The organism is Arthrobacter sp. MDB1-55, from assembly GCF_059092925.1.
Genome location: NZ_JBNHID010000003.1, coordinates 536468 through 556984, shown reverse-complemented (window position 1 = coordinate 556984; position 20517 = coordinate 536468). Strand labels below are relative to the sequence as shown.

The following is a 20517-nucleotide window of genomic DNA, read 5'->3' as shown; positions in this document are numbered from 1 at the left end:
AGAGACACCGAGAGGATCACATGTCTGTTTCTACTGACAACAGCACCTTCAACCCCGGCCGCGTACTGGTCACAGGCGGCGCGTCCGGACTGGGGGCAGCGGTCGTGGCCCGCGTGCTCGACGCCGGCGGCACCCCTGTGGTGCTCGACCGGGACATCAGCGGGGCGTCGGGCGTGAAAGCCCTGGAAGTCGACGTCGCGGACCGGGAGGCTGTGACACAAGCCGTACAACAGGCGGCCGAAACGCTGGGCGGGCTCGACGCCGTCGTGACTGCAGCCGGCATCGACCGCTGCGGCCGGCTCGAAGACGTAGCGGCAGCTGAGTGGGAGAAGGTTCTGGCCGTCAACCTCACCGGCACCGTTTCCACCGTGCGCGCCGCGCTGCCGTATCTGAAGACGAGCCATGGCCGGGTGATTACCATCGCCTCGACCCTGGGCATCCGGGCAGTCGCCGACGCCACCGCCTACTGCGCCTCCAAGTTCGGCGTCGTGGGCTTCAGTCATGCGCTGGCAGCCGAGATGGCCGGTGAAGTGGGCGTGACCACCATGATTCCCGGCGGCATGGAGACGAAGTTCTTCGATGACCGGGACGAGAAGTACAAGCCCCAGGACAACTCGCGGCTCAATGACCCCAGGCGAGTGGCTGACGCGATCCTTTTCGCGCTGTCACAACCACGCGGCTGTGAGATCCGGCAGATGCTTATCTGCCACGAAGAAGAGGGGTCGTGGCCGTAAGGTCCCGAACGTCGTCGTACACCGCATCGGGCTGGATCTGCTGAACGTGTGAATCATCGTGTTCGCACCGTTCAGCGGTCCAGCCCACCTGCGTTACATCCACGCCGCACGTGGCGCACTGAGTGGTCCACGCCAGGTGCACGCGGTGGAATGTCCGGCCCAGGGCACCAGCGTTGATGACATTGCCCACCCAGTAGACACCCACCGTGGGGGTGCCGACCGCCTGCGCCAGGTGGCGGGGTCCGCTGTCATTACCGACGACGACGGTCGCCACCGACAGCACTCCCGTCAGCTCGCTGAGCGACAGCCGGCCGGCAAGAGAGCGGATGCGCGCCCCCTCTGATGCTGCTTCCGCCTGCGCCATCCGGACGATTTTCGCGGCCAGCGGTGCGTCGCCGTCGTCCCCGACCAGCACCACGTCGCTGCCGTCCCGTGCCGCCCGCGCCGCGACCACAGCAAACGACGACGCCGGCCAGCGCCTGCGGGGATCCGTTGCGCCGGGATGGATCACCAGAAGAGGGCGCGTTCCCGCGCCGGTGAGGTGAAGCCCGGCCGCCGTCTCCTCCGGGGTGACGATCAACCGGGGTTCGAGCGACACCGGTGCAGCGCCGGCAAGGCCCACCACCTCAAGCGAACGCAGGAATTCATTTTGGTAGTAGATGTAGGGAAGGGTGCGTTCCAACGCCACCGCATCCGGGGTCCTCGTGCCGACAGTGTGTCTCGCCCCGAGTTTGAGGAGGAAGGGGTTGGAATTGCGCCCGCCGCCGTGGATCTGCACTGCAAGATCAAAGTGCCGGGACCGCATGTCAGCGAAGAAGTTTGCCGTCGCCGTTCCGTCCTCCGGGCCCGGGCGCACTCCGGAGGCGAACGGCAGCACTTCCACTTCCGCCACAGGCCCGGGCCGGTCGCGGAGGAGTTCGGCGTGCAACGGGAGCCCGAGCAGGGTGATGGATGCGTCGGGATACGCCGCTGCGAGTGCGCTCAGCGCCGGGTAGGCGAAGAGCAGATCGCCGAGACCGCCACCGCGGAGGATCGCAATGCGCTCGACGTCCTGGAACCTTTCCAGGACCGGGCCAATGCCCGTTCCCATCGCTGCGGCCTGCAGGTTGGCTGTGGGGCTGTTGGACATCGTCACCTCGCGCTCACTCGTAGTTATTCGGTGTCTTGGCCGTCAGTCAGGTCCTTGATCAGCGCAGTGGAGGCGCAGTCGCGGATGCCGTTGATTCCGGAGACGGCGGTGGGCTTGTCATCGTACGACTCGCTGGTCATCAGGGTGGCGCCGTCGTCGCCGGTCAACCGGAAGCGGTAGCGCTTGTCGTCGTCGAAATAGAGCTCGAATTTGCCCGCCATGTCAGGACTCCTTCGTCACGGTTGTCTGGATTTGTACTCATCGTAGATTATCAGCGTGCTTATAAAATCGCGTGCTCTAATCGTCGACAAGACGAAGATAGTAAGCATACTGTTTATTGATAAGGGTGGAACCGCCCGAAGGTGTGAGCAGAAAGGGACTGATCATGGCGAAGCACAAATTGTGGGCAATGGCAGCTGCTGCGGGCATCAGCGCCGTGCTGCTGACCGGGTGTGACGATCCAGGTGGCGGAGAGTCACCTGATGAAGTCGAACAGTTCGACGACAACAACGGCATTGACACCGATCTGGAGGACAACTCCCGAGGTGAAGACGAGCTCGAGGACGACACGAGCGGAGAAGAAGGACCAACCGACGTAGCGACCGAACCATCGGAGTGATATCTCATGGCACAGAATGAATCACCACGACACGACGACCTTCCCCTACCGGACTATGACCACCTTCCGCTGGGAACCTTGCCGACCCGCATCAACGGCCTTGATGAAACCGGAGTGGGACAGCTTTTGGCCTATGAACGGGCGCACGGCGACCGGCTCCCTGTTGTGCAGGTGCTCGAGCAGAGGCTGGAGGCGCTACGCAATGGTGCCGAACCCAGCGGATCCACCAATCCAGCGACACCGGAGAAATCCCAGAGCCAGGGCGGATCACCGGTAAGTCCGGCAACGTCAGGCCCACCCGTGAACCCGCCATCGCAGGGTGATCCCACCAACCCGGCCCAGCCCCGCTGAACAAGAAGGGAGATCCTGCCATGGCACAACAACCGGGAAATCAGACCCCCAACACACCGGGCGTCAACGAAAGTGACCTCCGGGAGATGAAGGTCGATGAATTGCGTGAGGAAGCAAAGGCCGCTGGCGTCGATGCTGTCTCTGGGTTGAAGAAAGAGGAGCTTGTCGAGGCCATCGTGGAGGCACGCAGCGGCGACGGCTCCGGCGGTGCTGACTCCGATGCCGATTCTGACGGTGACCTCGGCGCAGGGCCTGACGGTGGGAAGATACGCCGCGGGCCTGAGTCGTCGAAATCGTTGAAGTACTCCCAGGAAGTGACTTCGCCCGACGAAGAGCCCGAGCGGGAGGGGCGAAGCCTCGTCACCACCCATCACGAGGTGATCAAGGAGTGGGCAGAGGAACGCGGAGGGGTACCCGCGACTGTCGACGGCACCGAACACGGTGACCACCTTGGTGTTCTCCGGTTCGACTTCGGCGGAGATGACGACAACCTTCGCCATGTCAGCTGGGAAGAGTGGTTCAAGACGTTTGACGAGCGCCAGCTGAACTTCATCTACCAGGAGAACCGAAGCGACGGGAACCAGTCGACGTTCTTCCGGCTCGAGAATCCGGGGAGGGAGGACGCATGACCGCCGACGCCAACCAGGAACCGCTGAGCATAGACCCTGAGGCTCAGGAGGAACTGGTCGAGGAAATTGCTGAGGACGTTCGGTCCGAAATACGGCTCGGCCATGTGGAGGATGATGTCACGCACGTCCTCGAGGAGCGACTCGACGAAGCTGGAGTGCACCTGCGCCCGGAGAAGGTGGACGATCTTGCCGAAGACATTGAGAATGACGTCTCCACGTAGGTCCTGCGACCGGCTTGGCATGGGAGGGCACGGCACATGAAGCTGGAAGACCATTACGACGTCGTCGTCATCGGGGGCGGCGCAGCCGGCCTAAGTGCCGCCCTCCTTCTGGGGCGGGCACGGCGGCGCGTCGCCGTCGTCGACGCCGGGGAACCGCGCAACATTCGCGCGGGCCACATCCACGGGTACCTCACGCGTGACGGAATCCCGCCGGCGAAGTTCGTGGAGCTGGCACGCGAAGAAGTCCAGAGTTACGGCGTAGAAATTATTAGTGCCACCGCAGAGGAAGTTCATCCGGATCGTCGGGTCTGTCTGGAGGGCGGACGTACTCTCACCGCCAGGCAGGTGATTCTGGCAACGGGCTTGCGGGACGTCCTGCCCGATGTAGAGGGGGCAGAAGCACGGTGGGGCAGAGGGTTGTTCCAGTGTCCGTACTGCCATGGATGGGAGCACCAGGACCAGACGCTTGCCGTGCTGGGGACAGGCGAGTGCTCGGTCCAGCAAGCCCTCCTGCTTCGGCAGTTCTCCAGCGATGTCACGCTCTTCACACACGAGATGAGCTCTGTTGGTGTCGAAGCGCAAGCATCGCTGGGCTCCCGTGGGGTGCGCGTCGTTAACGAGCGGGTGCAGGCGCTGGTTGCCGGTCCAGAATCCCTGACCGGCGTCCGGTTGGAAAGTGGAGAGCTATATCCGTGCGATGCCCTGTTCTATGAACCGGGAGCAACGGTCGATACCTCGATCGTGAAGGCGCCGGACTGCCAGACGTTGGAGAACGGCTGTGTCAGCACGGATGAGTTCGGACGCACCAGTGTCGAGGGAGTGTGGGCGGTGGGAAATGCAGCGGATCCGGCGGCCCAGGTGATCGTTGCCGCCGGGGATGCGTACCGCTTGGCAGTGGCGGTAAACGCGGAACTGATCGATGACGACGTTGACGAGGCACGGAAGGTGCCGGCAGGGAGCGCGGGAGATTAGGAAGCCGCTCGCCGGGAGGCGGCACGTCTGCGTCAACCGACCTTCAGGTATCCGTCCGTGACCCCGTATAGGAATTAAGGATTGAGGGGCTCAAAGTCAAGCTCATGAACGTGCTGTGCGGGTCTGGCGCGTAGGTACCGAAGGGTGCGCACTCCTCGAAGCCATGTCGCTGGTATAGGCCGCGTGCGGCGGCGAAGTAGTCCTCCGTACCCGTTTCCAGCGACAGGCGCTCATAGCCCTTGGCCCCGGCTTCGGCGATGATCCGGGTGAGAAGGAGATTGGCCACACCACGTCGTCGTGCCGGCGTAGCAGTGCGCATCGACTTGATTTCCGCCTCGTGGCGGGAGAGGTGCTTCAGCGCACCGCATCCGAGCAGGAGCCCGTGTTCTCTGGCGGTGTAGAAGGCGATTCCCGCGGCGGCCAGCGCGGAGTGATCAAGGGCGTGCACGCTGTCGGCAGGCGAAGTCGCGTACATGTCGCTCAGATGTTCGGCTAGAAGCAGTTGGACGTCGGCCCGCATTGGACTGTCTGTCTGTACGGAGATCATTTGCAGGTTTCCTCACTCAGTTTCTGCACGAGATCCTAAGATGCCGGTGTTTCGATCATGTGAAGCGACCTCGAAGTGAACGGGCAGCAATTCGTTGGGCACCTGGTCGGGGCCGCATCCGCGAAGTGCATCGCAGAAGATTCGGCTTATGCGGCCTTTTGGCGGCGTGTTGTTGTCATGACCGGCGAAGTCACTTTCTGGACTCAGTCACTGAAGAGTGCCTCGAGAGGGGCAAGGGGGACGACACCCTCCGCCCCAACCAGCAATTCCGGACTGACGGTCACGAGGGCGTCGGCCTGCAGTTTTGCTACAGCCAGACATTCGGCGTCATAGGTTGATTCCCAGCGCTGCTCGCGGGTGATCCTCCAAGCCGTACGGCGGGATACTCTGTCGCCTAGCAATCGCATCTTCATTTCAGTCATTTGCTTCGCAGCCGTCCCAGCACAAGACCTTGGAGTAAGTTGCATGGAAGGGGCTGCGGGCGGTCACCCAGATTAGATCCTCGATGCGTCAGACCAGGAGAAGTTACTCTCGATAATCCTTCCGTAGCTGGCTCTCGCTGGCTTGATGGATTGCCGTACTCACAGTAGCCTCGTGGGCATTGCACGCGTCAGCTTGCACGAGGAGTTCAACGTTGAGGATCTCCCTCGCCCGTTACAGCCGCCCAAGAGATGGCACGGTGTAGGATCCCTCACCGCATCACAGCAGGATTGGCCGTCGGCAGTTGGCTATCTCGGATTGGGTTAGGGTGTCGTGCATGGGGGCTGGTTCGTAGTGGCGCAGGTTGTGTTGCCACTCTTTGTTAGGGCCGCGGTGGCGGGCGCATTGCTGGGTGCCTTTGTAGGCGCCGCAATAACTCTGTTAAGCCTCGTCACTCAACCCCACGGCTCCATATGGCGGGGCTTCACGCAAATGGTCGTCCTCGGCATGATCGGCCTCTTCGTCGGGGCGTTGGCAGGTTTAGTTACGTGTGTCGGCGCACTGATCGGATTGCGCCTGAACCCTCGTATATCGTCCCCTGGAAAGTCTCCCGGTACTCGCGCGGGGGCTCTAGGTGCAGGCATCATGACCACCATTTATGTCGGGTTCGGACTTACCCTCGTCGGAAACCTGCCATTACCCTCGTTCGTCATAGCGACCGGATTTGGTATGGTTGCCGCTTCACTCGCAGCGTTTCAGATTCGGCGGCTGACGGATCAGAGAACGCTGGCGTAGCTTGCCTTCTGCAGTTCCTGGTCGATCGGTAACTGGACCCAGCGAGCTGCCCGTGGCGCCCGCGCTGAGCCGGGCCTGGCCCGCGGCTGTCCGATTCATGGCACGGGTATGCTGGCAGGCATGGGAATGGTCCCGATGAAGCTCTGGTGTGCCACCTCGGTGGTCCCACGGCAGGCGTCTCGGTGAGGGCCCTCGTGCGGGCTGGTCTTCTTGCCGTACTGCTGCTGATGACCGGCTGCACCGACAACGGCGAAGTGACCGGTCCGACGCAACAGACTCCTTCCGCGTCCGCGCGCGCGTCAAGCACCCCTAGCCCGTCGAGCACACCCAGCCCGTCGCCGCTGGCCTTGGAGTCTGCTCCAGTTGTGTCGCCGAGCAGCCCACCAGCTACTTCTAAGTCGCTCGCCCCCGGTGAACTAATCGCGCTGAATAGGAACCTGATCGCGGCGGCCTGGGGAAACAATGTCGCCGAAGCTCGCCGGCTCATCGACGCCGGTGCTGACGTGAACTACGAGGACGAGACCCAACAAAGCGCTTTCCTCATCGCGGCGAGTGAGGGCTACATCGAGCTGCTGGATCTGACCCTGCGCAGGGGTGCGGACGTTCACGCGCGCGACAGTTACAACGGCACCGCCCTGATCCGCGCCGCGGAGCGTGGCCACGCGGAGGTGGTGCGAAGGCTGCTGGAGACGGACGTGGACGTTAATCACGTCAACAACCCGGGCTGGACCGCACTGCACGAGGCGATCATCTTTGGCGATGGTTCGCCCCGGTACGTTGAGACGGTGCAGCTGCTCGTCGACGGCGGGGCCGACGTGATGCTCTCCTCCCAAAGCGATGGTCTGACGCCATTGCAGCAGGCCACGTCCCTGGGCTTCCCGGAGATCGCTACTATCCTGCGCAAAGCGACGGAACAGTAGACGGTGACAGCGAGGCGACCCAGTTGTTCTCAAAACATCCAGGACTATCTCGACTCGGTGACTAGCAACGGCTCTATTCGAGCGGCGCACGATCTGTGTCGTCGCACCAATCAACGTCGTGTGGATACGCTTCCACGGCCGCCTTCCCCAGGAGTGGTGTTGGTTGGTAGTTGAAATGAGTACTTGAAACCGCCGGCATCGTTCATCGGTGCGGTTGTACTGATGATCTTCTTACCGGCCGCATCTGTGACCGTCACATTGACTTCAGCGTTCTCGCCATAACGGAGACCGCAATCGGAGTCCTGCGCTTCGATGATTACGGTGTCCCCGACTGCAGCACTCGAAGGACTGACGGAATAGGGCGGCGGCATGCACGGTGGCGCTCCAAAGATGGACGTACTGCAGCCAGCAAGTACAACAATTCCTCCGAGTGCACCAAGTGTGGTGGGCTAAGCTGGGCGCAAGGTTAAGCAGACGGCCGAAAATTAGCTACGCCATCATGGATGCTTGTTTTTGTTCCTCGCGTAGCTGGTGATGCTCCGGGCACGGAACAACTTTCTGATGCCGTTCTGCATGGACAGACCCGGAGCCCACTGCGATGAGCAGCGATCTCACCGATCCGCATACCAACGACAATCACCACCTTCACGACGCCGTCCTTAATTCTTCCGATGTACGTCAGTTCCTCGACGAGCTCTGTCAGCATGCGGTGCGCTCGCTGAGCTTCGGAGAGCGAATGCTCTGCGGCATCACACTGCTACGCGATCGTAAAGCCGCAACCGTTGGAAGTAGCAGCGAATACGCCCAGAACATGGATGAGATTCGATACAGCTTCAATGATGGTCCGTGCCTGAGGGCCGCCCGTGAGCAAGTCATTGTCAAAGTCCCGGACGTACGCCGGGAAGAGCGCTGGCCGCAGTATACCGAGATCATCTCGAAGCACGGCCTGCGCTCAATTCTCGCAGTCCCTTTCGATCTGGCAGGGGAAGCGAGAGCCGCGCTGAACCTGTACTCGGATGCGGTGAACAAGTTCACTGACGAAGCAATAGAAAGCGCAAGGACGTACGCGAATGAAGCCTCCCGCTCGCTACGCCTTGCCGTGCGCATCGCCCAACACAGCGAGCATGCCGGAAACTTGGAAGCGGCACTGGAATCACGCACGGCGATCGATATTGCGGTGGGAATCATCATGAGTCAGAGCCAGTGCAGCCAAACCGAGGCGTTCACTTTCCTGGTCAAAGCGTCCTCACACCGCAACATCAAACTACGAGACCTTGCCGGGCAAATCGTCGGCGGCGCCAACGCGAACTCGAAACCCGCAACACACTTCGATTACTGACGGCATTCATGGGTCAAGCCTGAAGTGCCGAGGAAAATATGAGCAATATAAGGTTCTCAGCCAGTCTGTCCGAATGACGGACGCGGTTCGTCCTGCGGTATGGGACCTCAGAAACGGGTGAACCGCCGTTAAACGAGTAGCATGGCCGGACTGGCCTTATATCAGCAAGAGATCGAGTTGGAACCCGAAGGGTTCTCCGACTGACGTTCGGGCATCTGGAACGCGAGGTGATGCCATGTCCGGCCGGATTCTTCACGTGAGCCGGCGGGTTGGCGCCGTCCTGGGGCATGTGTGTGTCTACGCCCTGATCTGGGCGGGGCTCACGCTGCTCATCGCCGCTGTCGGCATCCGCTTCTACTGGGGCAAGATCTCGGTGGGTCAGATGGTCCTGAACCTCGTCTCCGTAGAAACCAACGGCGGAGGCGGAGCCATCGTCTGGACCGGCATCCTCGGGATCGGCGTACTGCCTCTGCTCATCACCGCGGGTGTTGCCCTCTGGCAATACTTCCGACGCCGCAAGCGTCGGAAGTACGGCGTGGTCCTTCCGCAGCGACTGCAATGGATCACGCACACCGCCTTCATCGCTCTGGTGGCCGCGTTGGTGATCGCCGGCACCACTTCCTTCGCCAGCACAGTCAGCCTGTGGGACTACATCAAGGCGGCAAATTCCTCGTATGACATCGGCAACTACTATGTGGAGCCGACCATCACCAGCGATGTGCACAAGCGGAACCTGGTGTTGATCTATCTCGAGTCAGGTGAGGGAACCATCGCGGATGATCAACTCTTTGAAAAAGACGCCTTTGCTTCACTCAAGGAGGCCACCCGGGCTTCAGATGGTTGGCAATCCGTCGAGAGCCTGCGCGAGTACAAAGGTGGTGGCTGGACAATGGCCGGGCTCGTTTCCACCCAATGCGGCATCCCCTTGAAAGGCACAAGTTCCGCTATGGGAACCGGCGCGTTCAACAGTCTCGGCGGCGAAGTCGATACCTATTTGGGTGGAGTCACTTGCCTGGGCGACGTTCTGGACGCGCACGGCTACACCAACGTCTTTCTGGGCGGTGCGAATGCCTCCTTCGCAGCGAAGGATGTCTTCCTGAGCAGTCACGGCTACTCCGAGATCAGGGACCTCTCCGATTGGCGCGCAGCCGGTGAAACGGCGGAGAGCTTTCGCAGCGACTGGGGCCTGAGCGATGAACGCCTCATGGCGAACGCCAAGGAAGAGGTCGACGTGCTGCACGCCGAGGCGGAAAAGTCCGGTGAGCCGTTCAACCTCACATTGTTGACCCTGGACACACACGCGCCGCTGCACATTTTCGACTACTGCGACGTGGACACGGAGGACGCGACCACCTCGGTGTTCTCCTGCTCCATGACCCAAGTGGCTGGATTTGTGAACCACATGAAGGAAAAGGGCTACCTTGACGACACCGCGGTCGTGATTATGGGCGACCACCTCAAGCAGTTGAGCACCGGCGACCCCTTCGAAGAACAGTTGAGCGGCAACCACAACCGCACCATCTTCAACCGAATCTGGACTCCAGGCGCGGACAGCAGCGCCACATGGCTCGCTGACGTGGATCAACTGAACATGTATCCGTCCATATTGGAGGTGGCCGGCCTGACCCTCCAGGACCAGGAGGCAGGCCTGGGTGTGTCCGGTCTCGCCTCGACTGTTCCCACTGACTCCGCGCAGGCTATGAACCCTGATTCCTATGCTGAGCTGTTGAACTCGGCTTCGCCGCGGTTCTATGAGGAGGCCTGGGACGGCGAGAGTGCCATCGAGTAGCGCTGTCCGTTGGTGCGCGCCTGCCGCAGCCTTAATCTGATCCAGATAGCTCGGCGCCGGACCCCTCACCGCGAGGCTTTAAGCGCACTGCGCCTTTATTCCCCGACCTGAAATCGATTGCCGGAAGTTCCTCGAAAGCGGGCTTGGCAAACCAATAACTCTGGAACAAGCGGATGCCGCCAGCCTGCAGGAACAGGAACTCGGCTTCGGTTTCGATGCCCTCCGCGAGAACCGTGATGCCGAGCTTGTCAGCGATACCGGCGACGCCGGTTGCGACCGCCTGGCCGCAGGGCTGCTATCAATCCCTCGAACGAGCTTCATATCAATCTTGATAAGGTCTGGTTGGAACGCAACCAAAAGCCCCAGTCCCGCCATGGCCGGCACCGAAGTCATCGATGGCCGTGTAGAAACCATGTCTTCGATACTCGTTAATGATGTTGCTGAGGTGTTCTGTGTTAGCAACCTCCTCATTCTCCGTGAACTCGAACATGATTGAGAATGTCGGAAGGTTGCATCGCCTGGCTGCAACTAGTGTCGCCCGGAGACAGGCGGCCGGTTCGTAGACTGAACTTTCCAGTGAATACGAGGCGTTGGTCAAGCAATGTTTGGACAACATCAGACAGCTAATCTCCGCCCTCTCGATGACATCGCTAAGGCTTACGGAGAGATGACGAAGGCAGCAATGAGGTCATCGCTGAAGGGTGAACAGTTACCTGAGAAATACCATCCTGAGAACTTCAAGCCCAGGTCGAAGAAGTGGAAGCTGGAACCGCCAATGCTGAAACTGCCAAGTAGTAGTTTCCAAGTCCGGCGAACCTTGAGGCATGGCTTGCCCTCATGGGATGGAATGTGCAGAGCTTGCGGGAGTGTTCAACGAATGTGGCGTCGTGCTTGCCTCCACAGTTAAGCCCACTCCGTCACCTACAACACCCACACAGGGTGAGGAAGATAGCTCATATAAGACTGGGGAGTTATCCTCGGTGCCATCCTTGGCATTGCTGGAACACTGATCTCTCAAGTCGCTTCAGGACGCAATGAGGCTAAAAGACTGGAAGTTCAACACAAGCGAGAAGATGAGAGCAGGCAACGCGAAGTACGTAAGCTCCTCTACTCCGAGCTACTGAAGTATCTAGACGAGTACGTGTTATTTATCAGCAGGTACAAGCACAGTAAGACCGTCGTCAAAGTCCTCAAGAGCGTAGGGATGGTAGGTGTCAGCAATAACGATGTTGCGAAGACAGAAGCACAATCTGAGAGAGGAGCCGCTCTAACAGGCAGTAAGACTTCGGCTATTGGTGTCATTGATCTTGTGGGCGACAAGGAAGTGTGCGAGTCCGCCAACGCCTCCTGCGAAGAGATTCTGGACATTGACCCAAACGATAAGGAAGCCACGGACAGAGCCCACCAACTCGATACCCAGGTGAAACCGCAATGAGAGCTTCACTTCAGGGAGAACCCATTCCAGCGGTCATTGACTCCCAGAGCATGAAGACACAAAAGCACGTTAAGGACACCCTGGCTCGTTGGGCTAATCCTGAGCAGGATAAGAAGCAGTAGATCGCACTTCCCTCACTAATCATGACGGCATGGCTTACTGTCAGGTATGGAAGTTCTCCAGCTTCTCGATGATGCGATGTATTCATGGGTTTCGTATGTAGCGGTGATAACGCCCGAGCCCGAACCGGAAGCTTCGACCAGCACGTTTAACTGGGTTCCACTCTTCACTGCGTTCCTTGGAGCGTTGGCTGGTATTAGCGGTGTCGTCGTCGGTCAAATAATCTCAGCACGCAATGAAGCGAGACGCCTCATGCTTCAGCATGAGAGAGAAGACAAGCTTCGGAGGCGTGAAGAACTTAGAACCTCTTTCGCTGACTTCTTACGAGAACTGAACTCCCTCAGCATCGCCCATACAATCGTCGTGACCACAAAGGATGAGCTCGACTCCGTTCCTTCGGATTCTCCAGAAGAGCCAGTGTTATCAGCTAAGTACGAGGTGGATGTTCGGAAGTATGGAGACCACATTTCTCGGACAGAATCATCCCTCGCCGTTATTGAGCTCCTCGGTGTGGAAGAGGTTTCCGACCTCGGGCAAGCATGCATCGACTGGTTAACACGGAACACCACCACAAGGGAGAGGTGGGAGGCCCTTCGAAAGGTGCTAGTGCTGTCAATGAGAGTGATGATTGATGGCACTCCAGAGGACAAGGAATACCTACGACCCAATATCAACGAGCTGATTCACGAACCGCACGAACCCAGCAACGGTGCTGAGAGCGGTGAGCAGCCCTCCACCGCCGATTCCACCCCTCAGCATTCAGGTGAAGCGGGCACGGAGAAATCTAGTGAACCCACGAAGCGGTGATTCGTTGACTATCCCGCCCGAGCCGTTCCTAATCCCTAGGATGGCGAAGTCAAGGCAGTCCTACAGCGGTTCCTATGGCTTGAATCCCCTGGCTGAACGTCCTTGCTGTCATCGCCCTTACTGATGTGGTAATGAGCTGCCGACGTACTGTACAGGGAGTTATGGAGCAGTGATCACGTGTGTGTGTTCCCCTAATCGGAGAGTCTGGCGAGGACGATCGTTCACGCCTTGGTGATGCTCAATGTCACCTTGGCGCACTTATCGGCCCACTTGATCAGGGCGGCCTTCTCGGCCTTATCGACTGTCATTCCCCACCGAGCCTTCACAACTGTCCACTGAGCGATGTAGGCGCATTGGTTCGCCGGAGGCATCCACTGCTCAGGCCCGGACGCCTGCTTGGAGGCGTTCAGGCTACTGGTCTGGGCGTTGAGTGATCCGGCGTACCCAAGGTCGTTGTAGAACGCCACCCTTCGTGCCTGGGTCCAGCTCCGGGCTCCTGAACCCCAGGCCTCGTGGACGGGCACCATGTGGTCGATCTGGACGGTGCCGGCCGACGTATGAGTCTTGTTATCGAACGTGGTCACCCATTTGCCGGTTGCAACAGTGCAAGGCTTGACGGTTGTGTATTTCGGGGCAACCTTGCTCTCCGATATAAGGACCTCGTGACGGGTGTTCTGGCAATCCTTATTCTGGTCAATCCACTGCCCGAAGTAGCGGTTCCGGTCGTACCCAACGTTATTCTCCACGGCAACGGGGAGGGCACGGACGGCGGTCCTTAGATCGGTTGTATAGGTCGTCGCGGCCTGGGCCGGAGCGGAGAGGCCGGTGAGCAGCAGCCCTGCCGTGAGCGCAGCAACGAGCGCAGATTTCATTCGCATGGTGTTCCCCCAAAATCGAAGCACCCACCGTGGGCGCTGAGCTGATCTTGGCACCCGGAATCGGCCATTCAGCTCAACTTGAGGGAAAACTCGGCAAGACTTTAGGTTCACGTGGTCGACGGAGGTCCGCGGTTGCTGCCTCAGCGCGGGCTCAAGGAACCGCCGTGCTTGGATAGGGGCATGAGTAGTGATCCGGTAGTTGCCGTCTGTGGCCCTGCTTCATGGAACCACCTGATACTCCTCGACCGCCTTCCGGAGCCTGTTCCCCACATGCAGTTCGCACGGCGTTCCTGGCAGACGGTCGGCGGAACCTCTGCGGGGAAAGCCCTGCACCTGGCGGGTCTCAGCATTGACGTACGTCTGTGCTCACCTCTTGCCGCGGACGACGACGGCGAGCTTGTCTGTGATCTGCTCACCGCGGCCGGCGTCACGGTGCAGCCGATAGCGTCCGATCGCACTGAGCGCCACGTCAACCTCATGGATGATCACGGCGGGCGGGTTTCGCTCTATGTTTCAGTCCCGTCCACGCCATCTCCGAGTGCGCTTCAATCCACTGGCGCCACGGTCGCGGCAGCTGATGTTGCTGTGATTGACCTGAGCGAACTTGGCGTTCTACTGCTGGAAAGCGGGATTGTCGGACAAACTCCGCTGTGGGTGGATCTGCATGATTACGACGGCTCGTCTGCTTTCCATGAGCCATTCGTGCGTGCCTCCGATGTGCTGTTCATGAACGATGATCGAACCGACGATCCTTGGGAGCTGATGCGCTCCTGCATCGAACGGGGTCCTCGCTTGGCGGTGTGCACACGGGGAGCGGATGGTGCGATCGCCTTGGAGGCGAATGGCGCCAGGCATGAGATCTCCGCGCTTCCGGCCGACGTCGTCGACACGAACGGTGCAGGAGATGCTTTCATGGCCGGTTTCCTCGCTGCCACCGTCGGTGGTGCAGCGGTGGCTGATGCTCTCGAGGCGGCGGCCGCGCAGGCCCGTATCGCCATTGAGACTGAGCACCTACACCCGGTGCTCTTGGAACACCGATGTCAGGGGTGATCCAGACATCGTGAGTTCGCTGGGTGGACTATCAATTAATCCCTGGTAGGCCGCCTAGCGCCTGGTCAGGTACCTGCTCAGGAGTACGCCGTGGGGGAACGTCCGGGTCTCCACGAGCTTTAGGTTCACCCAGTTGTCGAGGGCTGTGAAGAACGGGGTGCCACCGCCCACCAGGACCGGATGGGAAACAATCACGTACTCGTCGATCAGCCCCGCCCGCATCGCCGCCGCGGCGAGTGTGGCACCGCCGATGTCCATAGGGCCGCCGTCGTCGGCTTTCAGCCGGGTGATCTCGGCAACCGCGTCACCGGTGGCAAGCCGGGCGTTCCAGTCGACCGTGCTGGTTGTGGAGGAGAACACCACCTTCGGCATGTCGCGCCAGCGCTGGGCGAACTTGATCCGGGCAGGGGTGGCGTCGGGCTGCTGGTCGGCGGTCGGCCAATCGGAGCTCATCATCTCCCATAGTTTGCGCCCGTACAACGCAAGGCCCGTTGCAGCGACCCGGTCTGACCACCATTGGAACAGCTCCTCGCTCGTTGCGCTCCAGCCGAGGTCGTTCCCAGGCGCGGCAATATAGCCGTCCAGGCTCGCGTTCATGGCGAAAGTCAGGTTGCGCATGCGTCACTACCGGCTAGGGCGCGCATACTTTTCCAGCCTCTGCGGGTCGACCAACAGGCCGCTGTCCCAGGCGCCCAGGTCTGCCGCTGCCTGGTAGGTGGCCCGTAGGAACTGGAGCAGTGCGGCGTCCGGATCCTCAGCAGTTCGAACGGCCTCATACGGCAACAGGAACTGCCGGAATTCTGCGCTGTAGTACGCGCCCTCGACGTCGATCAGTACGTCGCGGTAACCCTCGGGTTCCGGATAGGCGTAGGAGTAGAAAGCGCCCTCCTCGCCGCCGCCGGGCCAAAACCCACAGCTGGAGAGTTCATGCGAATAACCCTCCTCCATGACCCAGTCGGCACAGTTTGGTGCGCCTCCGGGATGAGTCGGGGCGGTGCGCCCCGAGAAGCGCGTGCAAGCCAAATCCATGGCTCCCCAAAAGAAGTGGACAGGGCTCACCTTGCCGAGGAACTCTGAGCGGAAACGGGTGATGACACGATCGGCCTGGAGCAGCTGCCGCCAGAAGGCAGTGACCGAAGCCGCATCGTAGGACGCGTGATGATGGTCTTCCGCGAAGGGAACAGCAGGGTCCACCTCGGTTGGCACCGGCCGGATTGGTGCTTCGATCCCGAGTTCGGCCAGCGCCTCCATCGTCCGGGCGTGGAATTGGGCCACAGACTGCGGCTCAAGTGCGACGCTCCGTTCCCCACCAGCACTGCTGCGCACCTGAAGGCGGTGGTTAACGACGTCGAACTCCATGTCGAAGACCCCGTTACCGTATGGGATCGAGGACGTACCCAAACCGCGTGGTGTTACATAAAAGGGGATCTGCCACCAGTGATTAATCAGAGGCGCGTGCGCCATCCGGACCTTACCCACCACCTGGAACCACATGTGCAGGGTGGCTTGCGTGTCCTGCCAGTCGTCAACCCTTAGCTCGGGCCACATATTCGCCGTCGCGTTTACTTGCTTCGTCGCCTGCTCGTTCACTGCTACCTCCGTCGCAATCATGGCCACCTCCAACAAGGCGCCGGGTCTCCCATCCGCAATCAAGCACACCGGTCACAGCCCGTAGAGAAGGAAGGATGCTCACATCCTATGAAGATGCGGGCGATATAGGGCACAGGGCGCCCTTTTGCTGGTCAGGGAGGAGCGCCGCAGGGGTCCCCTTGATGTGACCGACACGGAGTCGAAAATTGCGCAGCAAGCCGTGTCGCAGTCGCACTATAGGAACATGAGCGCGTGGAAATCGTACCGGCGCCAGCCGCCGGTTATCGCAGCGGGGGCGGCCCTGCTGGCCTGCGTTGTGTTCTGGGTCATCGGGCTGTCCGGTGGGCTCGCCTTTCTTCAACGTTCGACGGATCCGATGATTGCGCTTCTTGGCCTCTACGGCATGCTGGGCGCGGTAGCCGTGTCGATCATCGTGGCCGGAGGCGCGGCCTCCTACATCGCCAGAACCATGCCACGGCGGATCAGAAGGTAAGCAAAGGGAGACTCACCAGGGTGATTAGTTCATTCCTCCGGTGAGGAGTCGTCGTCGTCTTCGTGCTGGTTGGCTATCTGGCCGTCATGGATCCTTTTCAGTGAGACCCCCTCAAGGTAAGACGGTACGGGCGGGTCCTTCTCTTCATCAGCTGTCATGGGCAAAGTCTAGGGGCCTGGGTCCACCAAGTCGGCGCACGCAGGCCACAAACTCACACGCCACTGACGATCACAATCTCGTTGCCTTCAGGGTCGGCGACCCGCCATCGATCCTCCGACTCGCCAAGGACGCGGCCACCGGCTGAAACGGCCTCAGCGATGCGCTGTTGCGCGAGGTCCACCGGCACAGCGAGCTCGAAGTGGATACGGTTGCGCTGCCGACGCCGGTCCGTCTCAGAAGCGTCCAGCTCCTGGAAGACCATCACCGGATTCAGTCGACGCGGATCGTAGATGTCGCTGACCCCGACCCGTGTATCGGGGGTGTATCCGAGTGCAGCGGCCCAGAACGCGCGGACCGCCCCGACATCGGCTGCGTCCAGAAAGAGCTGAGTGAAGCGCGGGAGCGCGGGATCCGCTGACGCCCCGAGTTCGCGTGCAGCCGTCTGAAGATCCGCGGCGAGATCGGTGAAGTTGAGGCCGAGCCCGTGGGCGTCGTCTTCCCATTGATCCTTACCGCTGTCGAGGATGACCAGCCCTGGCCGCAGGTCGACCAACAGTGGGAAGCCCGTGCCGTCGGCTAACGCCGAGGCTGCGGTGGCCAGGGCATGCTGCTGTGCGGGCGAGGTGACGCGGTAGCACGCCATCGCGCTGAATACCGCCTGCCAATCAGCTGTCTCCGTTTCCTCGTCGAGCTCCGCGCCCGGTACAAGGTCAACCTCGTTGCCGTCGGGGTCGCTGTGGCGGACTCCGAACGGTCCCGACGCCTCACCAAGATTCGCTTGCTGCACTGCCCTGGCCGGACGCACCACGTCGACATGGATGCGATTGCGCAGGGGCCGCAGCTCGGTCGACTGCCGGATCCGCAGGCCGGGGTCGCGCCAGAGAGGATCCGCCAATGCGCCGTCCTCAGCAGGCGCATAGTCGAGCACGCCCTGCCAGAACCGGCTCAGGGCAGAGGGGTTCGCCGATGCGAATACGACACTGACCTGCTGCAGGCCGACGGGGTTCGCGGCAAGCCCGAGCTCTCCTGCGGCTGCCGATACCGCCTCGGCGTCCCCGCTCGTTGAAAGCCGCACGCGCACACCTGTCGGGCGTAAGTCGACCGAAATGTCAGGCGACACCTCGAGAATCCGCCCTGCCAGCGCAGCGCCCTCGGTCAGCGAACGTGCATCGAACCACGCCATTGCGATTCCGTCGAGGAAACGCCAATCCGATCCGACCTCGCTCATACCCGGCACTGTACCGCCGATTACGGCCGATCTGCTCCGCAAGTACTACCGATTCCCAGTACTACCGATTCGTAGGCTCAGCGGAGGACCAACGCAAGGGCAAGCGTGGCGGCTGCGAGTAGAGGGAACAACCAGTTCGTGACGTGAATCATCGCTTGGGCGCCTGGTCCGTTGCCTTCCCCCGCTGTGGAGAGTGGATCGGTGATCCGCTCGTCGTCCCTCGAGCGGGATGACCTGATGGTGTTCAGGATCGAAAGTGCCACCATGGCAAGGGTGCTGCCGATAAGCCAGGGCAGCGGTTGAAGCGCCAGCCATGCGTCCACCCGGTCTGTCGGAGCTGCAAACGCAGAGAGCAGGCCGGCCAGTGCGCAGATCGCGCTGATCCCCACGCAGACCCAGATGCGTCGGATGACAGCTTCAAGGTAGAGCGGCAGCAATGCTATGAGCAGGACCGGCGTGGCGAGGAGTGCTAGCTGTGCAGGTGAGACAAGCAGCACTTCGGATCGAGTCCAGGAAACCACCGCCAGGTTGAAGACAAGAAAGGCCAGGAGCGCTAGTAGCGATGGCCAGAGTGCCTTCTTGATCCAGTCATTCCTCGGCGCAGACGGGAGGTCGAGCGCGGCAGCGTAATCCCGGGCTGAACCGAACGCTTCTTCGGCGTCTTGCCCAGTGTCACTGAGGAGCTCGCGGGCGCTCGCAATGGTGTCACCGATGGCACTCCCATGCACTTGGCGCATACGAAGCTCCATGACGAGCTCGTCGAACCATTTCTTGTCGCTGGTGTGCTGCATCATGCGGGGGTCTCCTTTGTGAGGCGCTGGTGGTCGAGGTAGCGGGTACTGGTCTCGGTAAAACGGAGCCAGTCGGCACTCAGGCGAGCGAGTTCCGCGCGCCCCCGCTCCGTCAGTGCGAAGTATTTGCGGCCGGGGCCGGCGTCGCCGGCACGCCATTCCGTAGTGAGTAAGCCGGCAGATTCGTACCGGGAAAGAAGGGGATACAGAGTCCCGCCTTTGATGGTGCCGAACCCATTGCGCTCAAGATCGCTGATGATGGCGTAGCCATACGAGGGCCCGGCGGCGAGCGCCCTGAGGGCAAGGAGGCCCAGGGTGGCACGCAGCCAGTCGCTTGGCCAGTCCACGCTTTCCTGGGATTGGGAATCAACGCTCGGAACGTTCATGACTAAATTGTCTGTCTAAGTAGTAAGCGTGTAAAGCTGCTGCCCCCGGAGACAGCACTCCCTTCCCCTTCCGGGCCGCCTGGGCTAGCGTCGAAGTCATCTGCTGACCCGCCGTCCGGAAGGAGTGGTAGTCATGGACATGGCCACCATCAATGCTGCGCTCGAGAACGTCATAGGCCGTGTAGAACGGGCGGAGGTGCTCGATGCACCGGCCAATGCAGTCGCCGACATTGTGGGCAAATACTTGAAGCCCGGGCTCATCAAGGACGTGCTGAGCGGGACGGGAACCGGACACCCGGCCCATCCGATCCTCATCCTCCTTCCCCTGGGCTCGTGGGCGTCCGCGTTCTTCCTCGACCTCGTTGGCTCGAAGGATGAGGGAACCGCGGTCGCTGCACGTCGGCTGATCGTCATCGGGAATCTCGCCGCGCTGCCGACCGCACTGACCGGCCTCAGCGACTGGGCTGACACCCAGGGCGCAGAACGCCGGGTCGGGCTCGTTCATGCGGGTCTCAACGTCACGGCCCTCGGCCTCTTCACCGCAAGTGCTGTTGCGCGTCAAACGCATGCCCGCCGGGTGGGCGTTCTCACCGCAGCCCTTGGGATGGGACTGGTGTCGGTGTCCGGTTGGCTAGGCGGACACCTCGCCTACGCCCGAGGCGTGGGAACCGACACCACCGCCTTTGAGGTGGCGCCATCGAACTGGACCGATGTGGCGGCCGTGGAGGACGTCACTGACAAGCCCATGCGCGTCGACGCCGGGGGAGTGGCAGTGCTACTCGTCCGCCATGCCGGTGAATTGCGTGCAATGTCGGATCGCTGCACCCACCGCGGAGGGCCCCTGCACGAAGGAACCATTGAGGATGGCTGCGTAGAGTGCCCCTGGCACGGCAGCCGTTTCCGCCTGACCGACGGACAAATCGCCCGCGGTCCCGCCACGCGGCCCCAGCGCGCCTTCGAAGTGCGCATTCTCGATGGAAGGGTGGAGGTTCGCCCAGCGCCCGATCCCGGGTCCCTCCGGACCGAGCCAGTTACCGCAGGTGGGGGAGCTTTCTAAAACGACACCAGACAACTGTGTCAAACGCCGTCGTAATGGGTACTCCTCTGGCACGAAG

25 protein-coding genes and 1 pseudogene are annotated in these 20517 nt (G+C 61.2%); 13 read left to right on the top strand and 13 right to left on the bottom strand.

Features of this window, described 5'->3' with window-relative positions:
• Window positions 1-20 precede the first annotated feature (20 nt).
• Window positions 21-734 carry an SDR family oxidoreductase gene (locus AC5RU3_RS14215; protein WP_309071525.1) on the top strand — a complete coding sequence of 238 codons (714 nt, stop codon included), beginning with the start codon at window positions 21-23 and terminating at the stop codon, window positions 732-734.
• Here the strand turns inward: AC5RU3_RS14215 and AC5RU3_RS14210 are convergent.
• The gene (locus AC5RU3_RS14210) at window positions 700-1863 is read right to left on the bottom strand and encodes a glycosyltransferase family 9 protein (RefSeq protein ID WP_493965978.1); all 1164 of its coding nucleotides are present in this window, start codon (window positions 1861-1863) and stop codon (window positions 700-702) included. The two genes, AC5RU3_RS14215 and AC5RU3_RS14210, sit on opposite strands and share 35 nt — an antisense overlap.
• 23 nt (window positions 1864-1886) lie before the next feature.
• A complete protein-coding gene (locus AC5RU3_RS14205) occupies window positions 1887-2084 on the bottom strand; it encodes a YegP family protein (protein ID WP_493965977.1) in 198 nt (65 codons plus the stop codon).
• A 164-nt stretch (window positions 2085-2248) separates the two neighbouring features.
• On the opposite strand from AC5RU3_RS14205, the gene AC5RU3_RS14200 reads away from it, so the two are divergent.
• The 5 genes from AC5RU3_RS14200 to AC5RU3_RS14180 are packed head-to-tail and all read left to right on the top strand — an operon-like array spanning window position 2249 to window position 4655.
• Entirely contained in the window at window positions 2249-2482 is a 234-nt protein-coding gene (locus AC5RU3_RS14200) for a hypothetical protein (RefSeq protein WP_309071522.1), read from the top strand.
• Between the two features lie 6 nt (window positions 2483-2488).
• Window positions 2489-2833, top strand: a complete 345-nt coding sequence (locus tag AC5RU3_RS14195; protein WP_493965976.1) for a DUF8129 domain-containing protein — start codon at window positions 2489-2491, stop codon at window positions 2831-2833.
• Window positions 2834-2853: 20 nt separating this feature from the next.
• Complete coding sequence (locus AC5RU3_RS14190) at window positions 2854-3462, top strand: Rho termination factor N-terminal domain-containing protein (protein WP_493965975.1); 609 nt, start codon at window positions 2854-2856, stop codon at window positions 3460-3462.
• Window positions 3459-3683: a hypothetical protein gene (locus AC5RU3_RS14185; RefSeq protein ID WP_309071519.1), complete on the top strand. Its 225-nt coding sequence runs from the start codon at window positions 3459-3461 to the stop codon at window positions 3681-3683. Before AC5RU3_RS14190 ends, AC5RU3_RS14185 begins: the two co-directional genes overlap by 4 nt.
• A gap of 36 nt (window positions 3684-3719) precedes the next feature.
• Window positions 3720-4655 carry an NAD(P)/FAD-dependent oxidoreductase gene (locus tag AC5RU3_RS14180; RefSeq protein WP_493965974.1) on the top strand — a complete coding sequence of 312 codons (936 nt, stop codon included), beginning with the start codon at window positions 3720-3722 and terminating at the stop codon, window positions 4653-4655.
• 43 nt (window positions 4656-4698) lie between these two features.
• Here AC5RU3_RS14180 and AC5RU3_RS14175 read toward each other — a convergent pair whose 3' ends face one another.
• Window positions 4699-5202 (bottom strand): GNAT family N-acetyltransferase, encoded by a 504-nt coding sequence (locus tag AC5RU3_RS14175; RefSeq protein WP_493965973.1) that lies wholly within the window; start codon window positions 5200-5202, stop codon window positions 4699-4701.
• A 203-nt stretch (window positions 5203-5405) separates the two neighbouring features.
• A complete protein-coding gene (locus AC5RU3_RS14170) occupies window positions 5406-5624 on the bottom strand; it encodes a hypothetical protein (protein WP_493965972.1) in 219 nt (72 codons plus the stop codon).
• A 975-nt stretch (window positions 5625-6599) separates the two neighbouring features.
• Between AC5RU3_RS14170 and AC5RU3_RS14165 the strand changes: the two genes are divergently transcribed.
• Window positions 6600-7337 (top strand): ankyrin repeat domain-containing protein, encoded by a 738-nt coding sequence (locus tag AC5RU3_RS14165; RefSeq protein ID WP_493965971.1) that lies wholly within the window; start codon window positions 6600-6602, stop codon window positions 7335-7337.
• 110 nt (window positions 7338-7447) lie between these two features.
• On the opposite strand, the gene AC5RU3_RS14160 is transcribed toward AC5RU3_RS14165, so the two are convergent.
• Entirely contained in the window at window positions 7448-7708 is a 261-nt protein-coding gene (locus AC5RU3_RS14160) for a hypothetical protein (RefSeq protein ID WP_493965970.1), read from the bottom strand.
• A 227-nt stretch (window positions 7709-7935) separates the two neighbouring features.
• Between AC5RU3_RS14160 and AC5RU3_RS14155 the strand changes: the two genes are divergently transcribed.
• Together AC5RU3_RS14155 and AC5RU3_RS14150 are read left to right on the top strand one after the other, a co-directional pair.
• Window positions 7936-8676, top strand: coding sequence for an ANTAR domain-containing protein (locus tag AC5RU3_RS14155; RefSeq protein ID WP_493965969.1), 741 nt, complete (start codon window positions 7936-7938; stop codon window positions 8674-8676).
• A gap of 235 nt (window positions 8677-8911) precedes the next feature.
• Complete coding sequence (locus AC5RU3_RS14150; RefSeq protein WP_493965968.1) at window positions 8912-10465, top strand: LTA synthase family protein; 1554 nt, start codon at window positions 8912-8914, stop codon at window positions 10463-10465.
• Between the two features lie 31 nt (window positions 10466-10496).
• On the opposite strand, the pseudogene AC5RU3_RS14145 reads toward AC5RU3_RS14150, so the two are convergent.
• Window positions 10497-11081 (bottom strand): annotated as a pseudogene (locus AC5RU3_RS14145) (EAL domain-containing protein).
• A 987-nt stretch (window positions 11082-12068) separates the two neighbouring features.
• On the opposite strand from AC5RU3_RS14145, the gene AC5RU3_RS14140 reads away from it, so the two are divergent.
• On the top strand, window positions 12069-12827 hold the full coding sequence (locus tag AC5RU3_RS14140) for a hypothetical protein (protein WP_493965967.1): 759 nt from the start codon (window positions 12069-12071) through the stop codon (window positions 12825-12827).
• Window positions 12828-13048: 221 nt separating this feature from the next.
• Here the strand turns inward: AC5RU3_RS14140 and AC5RU3_RS14135 are convergent, their stop codons facing one another.
• Window positions 13049-13699 carry an HNH endonuclease family protein gene (locus tag AC5RU3_RS14135; protein WP_458116431.1) on the bottom strand — a complete coding sequence of 217 codons (651 nt, stop codon included), beginning with the start codon at window positions 13697-13699 and terminating at the stop codon, window positions 13049-13051.
• A gap of 186 nt (window positions 13700-13885) precedes the next feature.
• Between AC5RU3_RS14135 and AC5RU3_RS14130 the strand changes: the two genes are divergently transcribed.
• Window positions 13886-14755, top strand: a complete 870-nt coding sequence (locus AC5RU3_RS14130) for a carbohydrate kinase family protein (protein ID WP_493965966.1) — start codon at window positions 13886-13888, stop codon at window positions 14753-14755.
• Window positions 14756-14809: 54 nt separating this feature from the next.
• On the opposite strand, the gene AC5RU3_RS14125 is transcribed toward AC5RU3_RS14130, so the two are convergent.
• Window positions 14810-15373 carry a dihydrofolate reductase family protein gene (locus AC5RU3_RS14125; RefSeq protein WP_493965965.1) on the bottom strand — a complete coding sequence of 188 codons (564 nt, stop codon included), beginning with the start codon at window positions 15371-15373 and terminating at the stop codon, window positions 14810-14812.
• A gap of 6 nt (window positions 15374-15379) precedes the next feature.
• Complete coding sequence (locus tag AC5RU3_RS14120) at window positions 15380-16366, bottom strand: DUF5996 family protein (RefSeq protein WP_493965964.1); 987 nt, start codon at window positions 16364-16366, stop codon at window positions 15380-15382.
• A gap of 223 nt (window positions 16367-16589) precedes the next feature.
• On the opposite strand from AC5RU3_RS14120, the gene AC5RU3_RS14115 reads away from it, so the two are divergent.
• Complete coding sequence (locus AC5RU3_RS14115; protein ID WP_309072245.1) at window positions 16590-16838, top strand: hypothetical protein; 249 nt, start codon at window positions 16590-16592, stop codon at window positions 16836-16838.
• Between the two features lie 29 nt (window positions 16839-16867).
• Here the strand turns inward: AC5RU3_RS14115 and AC5RU3_RS14110 are convergent, their stop codons facing one another.
• The 4 genes from AC5RU3_RS14110 to AC5RU3_RS14095 form a co-directional block, all read right to left on the bottom strand.
• Window positions 16868-16996 (bottom strand): hypothetical protein, encoded by a 129-nt coding sequence (locus AC5RU3_RS14110; RefSeq protein WP_458116435.1) that lies wholly within the window; start codon window positions 16994-16996, stop codon window positions 16868-16870.
• Between the two features lie 53 nt (window positions 16997-17049).
• Complete coding sequence (locus tag AC5RU3_RS14105) at window positions 17050-18225, bottom strand: VOC family protein (RefSeq protein ID WP_493965963.1); 1176 nt, start codon at window positions 18223-18225, stop codon at window positions 17050-17052.
• A 77-nt stretch (window positions 18226-18302) separates the two neighbouring features.
• A complete protein-coding gene (locus AC5RU3_RS14100) occupies window positions 18303-19019 on the bottom strand; it encodes a hypothetical protein (protein ID WP_493965962.1) in 717 nt (238 codons plus the stop codon).
• Window positions 19016-19402 (bottom strand): PadR family transcriptional regulator, encoded by a 387-nt coding sequence (locus tag AC5RU3_RS14095; protein WP_493965961.1) that lies wholly within the window; start codon window positions 19400-19402, stop codon window positions 19016-19018. The genes AC5RU3_RS14100 and AC5RU3_RS14095 overlap by 4 nt, the downstream gene beginning before the upstream one ends.
• Window positions 19403-19535: 133 nt before the next feature.
• Here AC5RU3_RS14095 and AC5RU3_RS14090 point away from each other — a divergent pair, with 133 nt between their 5' ends.
• A complete protein-coding gene (locus AC5RU3_RS14090; RefSeq protein ID WP_493965960.1) occupies window positions 19536-20459 on the top strand; it encodes a Rieske (2Fe-2S) protein in 924 nt (307 codons plus the stop codon).
• Window positions 20460-20517 lie beyond the last annotated feature (58 nt).

Bases quoted from the DNA above. Each gene is read 5' to 3' on its own strand.
- AC5RU3_RS14215 (WP_309071525.1), top strand. From the start codon at position 21: ATGTCTGTTTCTACTGACAACAGCACCTTCAACCCCGGCCGCGTACTG.
- AC5RU3_RS14210 (WP_493965978.1), bottom strand. From the start codon at position 1,863: ATGTCCAACAGCCCCACAGCCAACCTGCAGGCCGCAGCGATGGGAACG.
- AC5RU3_RS14205 (WP_493965977.1), bottom strand. From the start codon at position 2,084: ATGGCGGGCAAATTCGAGCTCTATTTCGACGACGACAAGCGCTACCGC.
- AC5RU3_RS14200 (WP_309071522.1), top strand. From the start codon at position 2,249: ATGGCGAAGCACAAATTGTGGGCAATGGCAGCTGCTGCGGGCATCAGC.
- AC5RU3_RS14195 (WP_493965976.1), top strand. From the start codon at position 2,489: ATGGCACAGAATGAATCACCACGACACGACGACCTTCCCCTACCGGAC.
- AC5RU3_RS14190 (WP_493965975.1), top strand. From the start codon at position 2,854: ATGGCACAACAACCGGGAAATCAGACCCCCAACACACCGGGCGTCAAC.
- AC5RU3_RS14185 (WP_309071519.1), top strand. From the start codon at position 3,459: ATGACCGCCGACGCCAACCAGGAACCGCTGAGCATAGACCCTGAGGCT.
- AC5RU3_RS14180 (WP_493965974.1), top strand. From the start codon at position 3,720: ATGAAGCTGGAAGACCATTACGACGTCGTCGTCATCGGGGGCGGCGCA.
- AC5RU3_RS14175 (WP_493965973.1), bottom strand. From the start codon at position 5,202: ATGATCTCCGTACAGACAGACAGTCCAATGCGGGCCGACGTCCAACTG.
- AC5RU3_RS14170 (WP_493965972.1), bottom strand. From the start codon at position 5,624: ATGACTGAAATGAAGATGCGATTGCTAGGCGACAGAGTATCCCGCCGT.
- AC5RU3_RS14160 (WP_493965970.1), bottom strand. From the start codon at position 7,708: ATGCCGCCGCCCTATTCCGTCAGTCCTTCGAGTGCTGCAGTCGGGGAC.
- AC5RU3_RS14155 (WP_493965969.1), top strand. From the start codon at position 7,936: ATGAGCAGCGATCTCACCGATCCGCATACCAACGACAATCACCACCTT.
- AC5RU3_RS14150 (WP_493965968.1), top strand. From the start codon at position 8,912: ATGTCCGGCCGGATTCTTCACGTGAGCCGGCGGGTTGGCGCCGTCCTG.
- AC5RU3_RS14140 (WP_493965967.1), top strand. From the start codon at position 12,069: ATGGAAGTTCTCCAGCTTCTCGATGATGCGATGTATTCATGGGTTTCG.
- AC5RU3_RS14135 (WP_458116431.1), bottom strand. From the start codon at position 13,699: ATGAAATCTGCGCTCGTTGCTGCGCTCACGGCAGGGCTGCTGCTCACC.
- AC5RU3_RS14130 (WP_493965966.1), top strand. From the start codon at position 13,886: ATGAGTAGTGATCCGGTAGTTGCCGTCTGTGGCCCTGCTTCATGGAAC.
- AC5RU3_RS14125 (WP_493965965.1), bottom strand. From the start codon at position 15,373: ATGCGCAACCTGACTTTCGCCATGAACGCGAGCCTGGACGGCTATATT.
- AC5RU3_RS14120 (WP_493965964.1), bottom strand. From the start codon at position 16,366: ATGATTGCGACGGAGGTAGCAGTGAACGAGCAGGCGACGAAGCAAGTA.
- AC5RU3_RS14115 (WP_309072245.1), top strand. From the start codon at position 16,590: ATGAGCGCGTGGAAATCGTACCGGCGCCAGCCGCCGGTTATCGCAGCG.
- AC5RU3_RS14110 (WP_458116435.1), bottom strand. From the start codon at position 16,996: ATGACAGCTGATGAAGAGAAGGACCCGCCCGTACCGTCTTACCTTGAG.
- AC5RU3_RS14105 (WP_493965963.1), bottom strand. From the start codon at position 18,225: ATGAGCGAGGTCGGATCGGATTGGCGTTTCCTCGACGGAATCGCAATG.
- AC5RU3_RS14100 (WP_493965962.1), bottom strand. From the start codon at position 19,019: ATGATGCAGCACACCAGCGACAAGAAATGGTTCGACGAGCTCGTCATG.
- AC5RU3_RS14095 (WP_493965961.1), bottom strand. From the start codon at position 19,402: ATGAACGTTCCGAGCGTTGATTCCCAATCCCAGGAAAGCGTGGACTGG.
- AC5RU3_RS14090 (WP_493965960.1), top strand. From the start codon at position 19,536: ATGGACATGGCCACCATCAATGCTGCGCTCGAGAACGTCATAGGCCGT.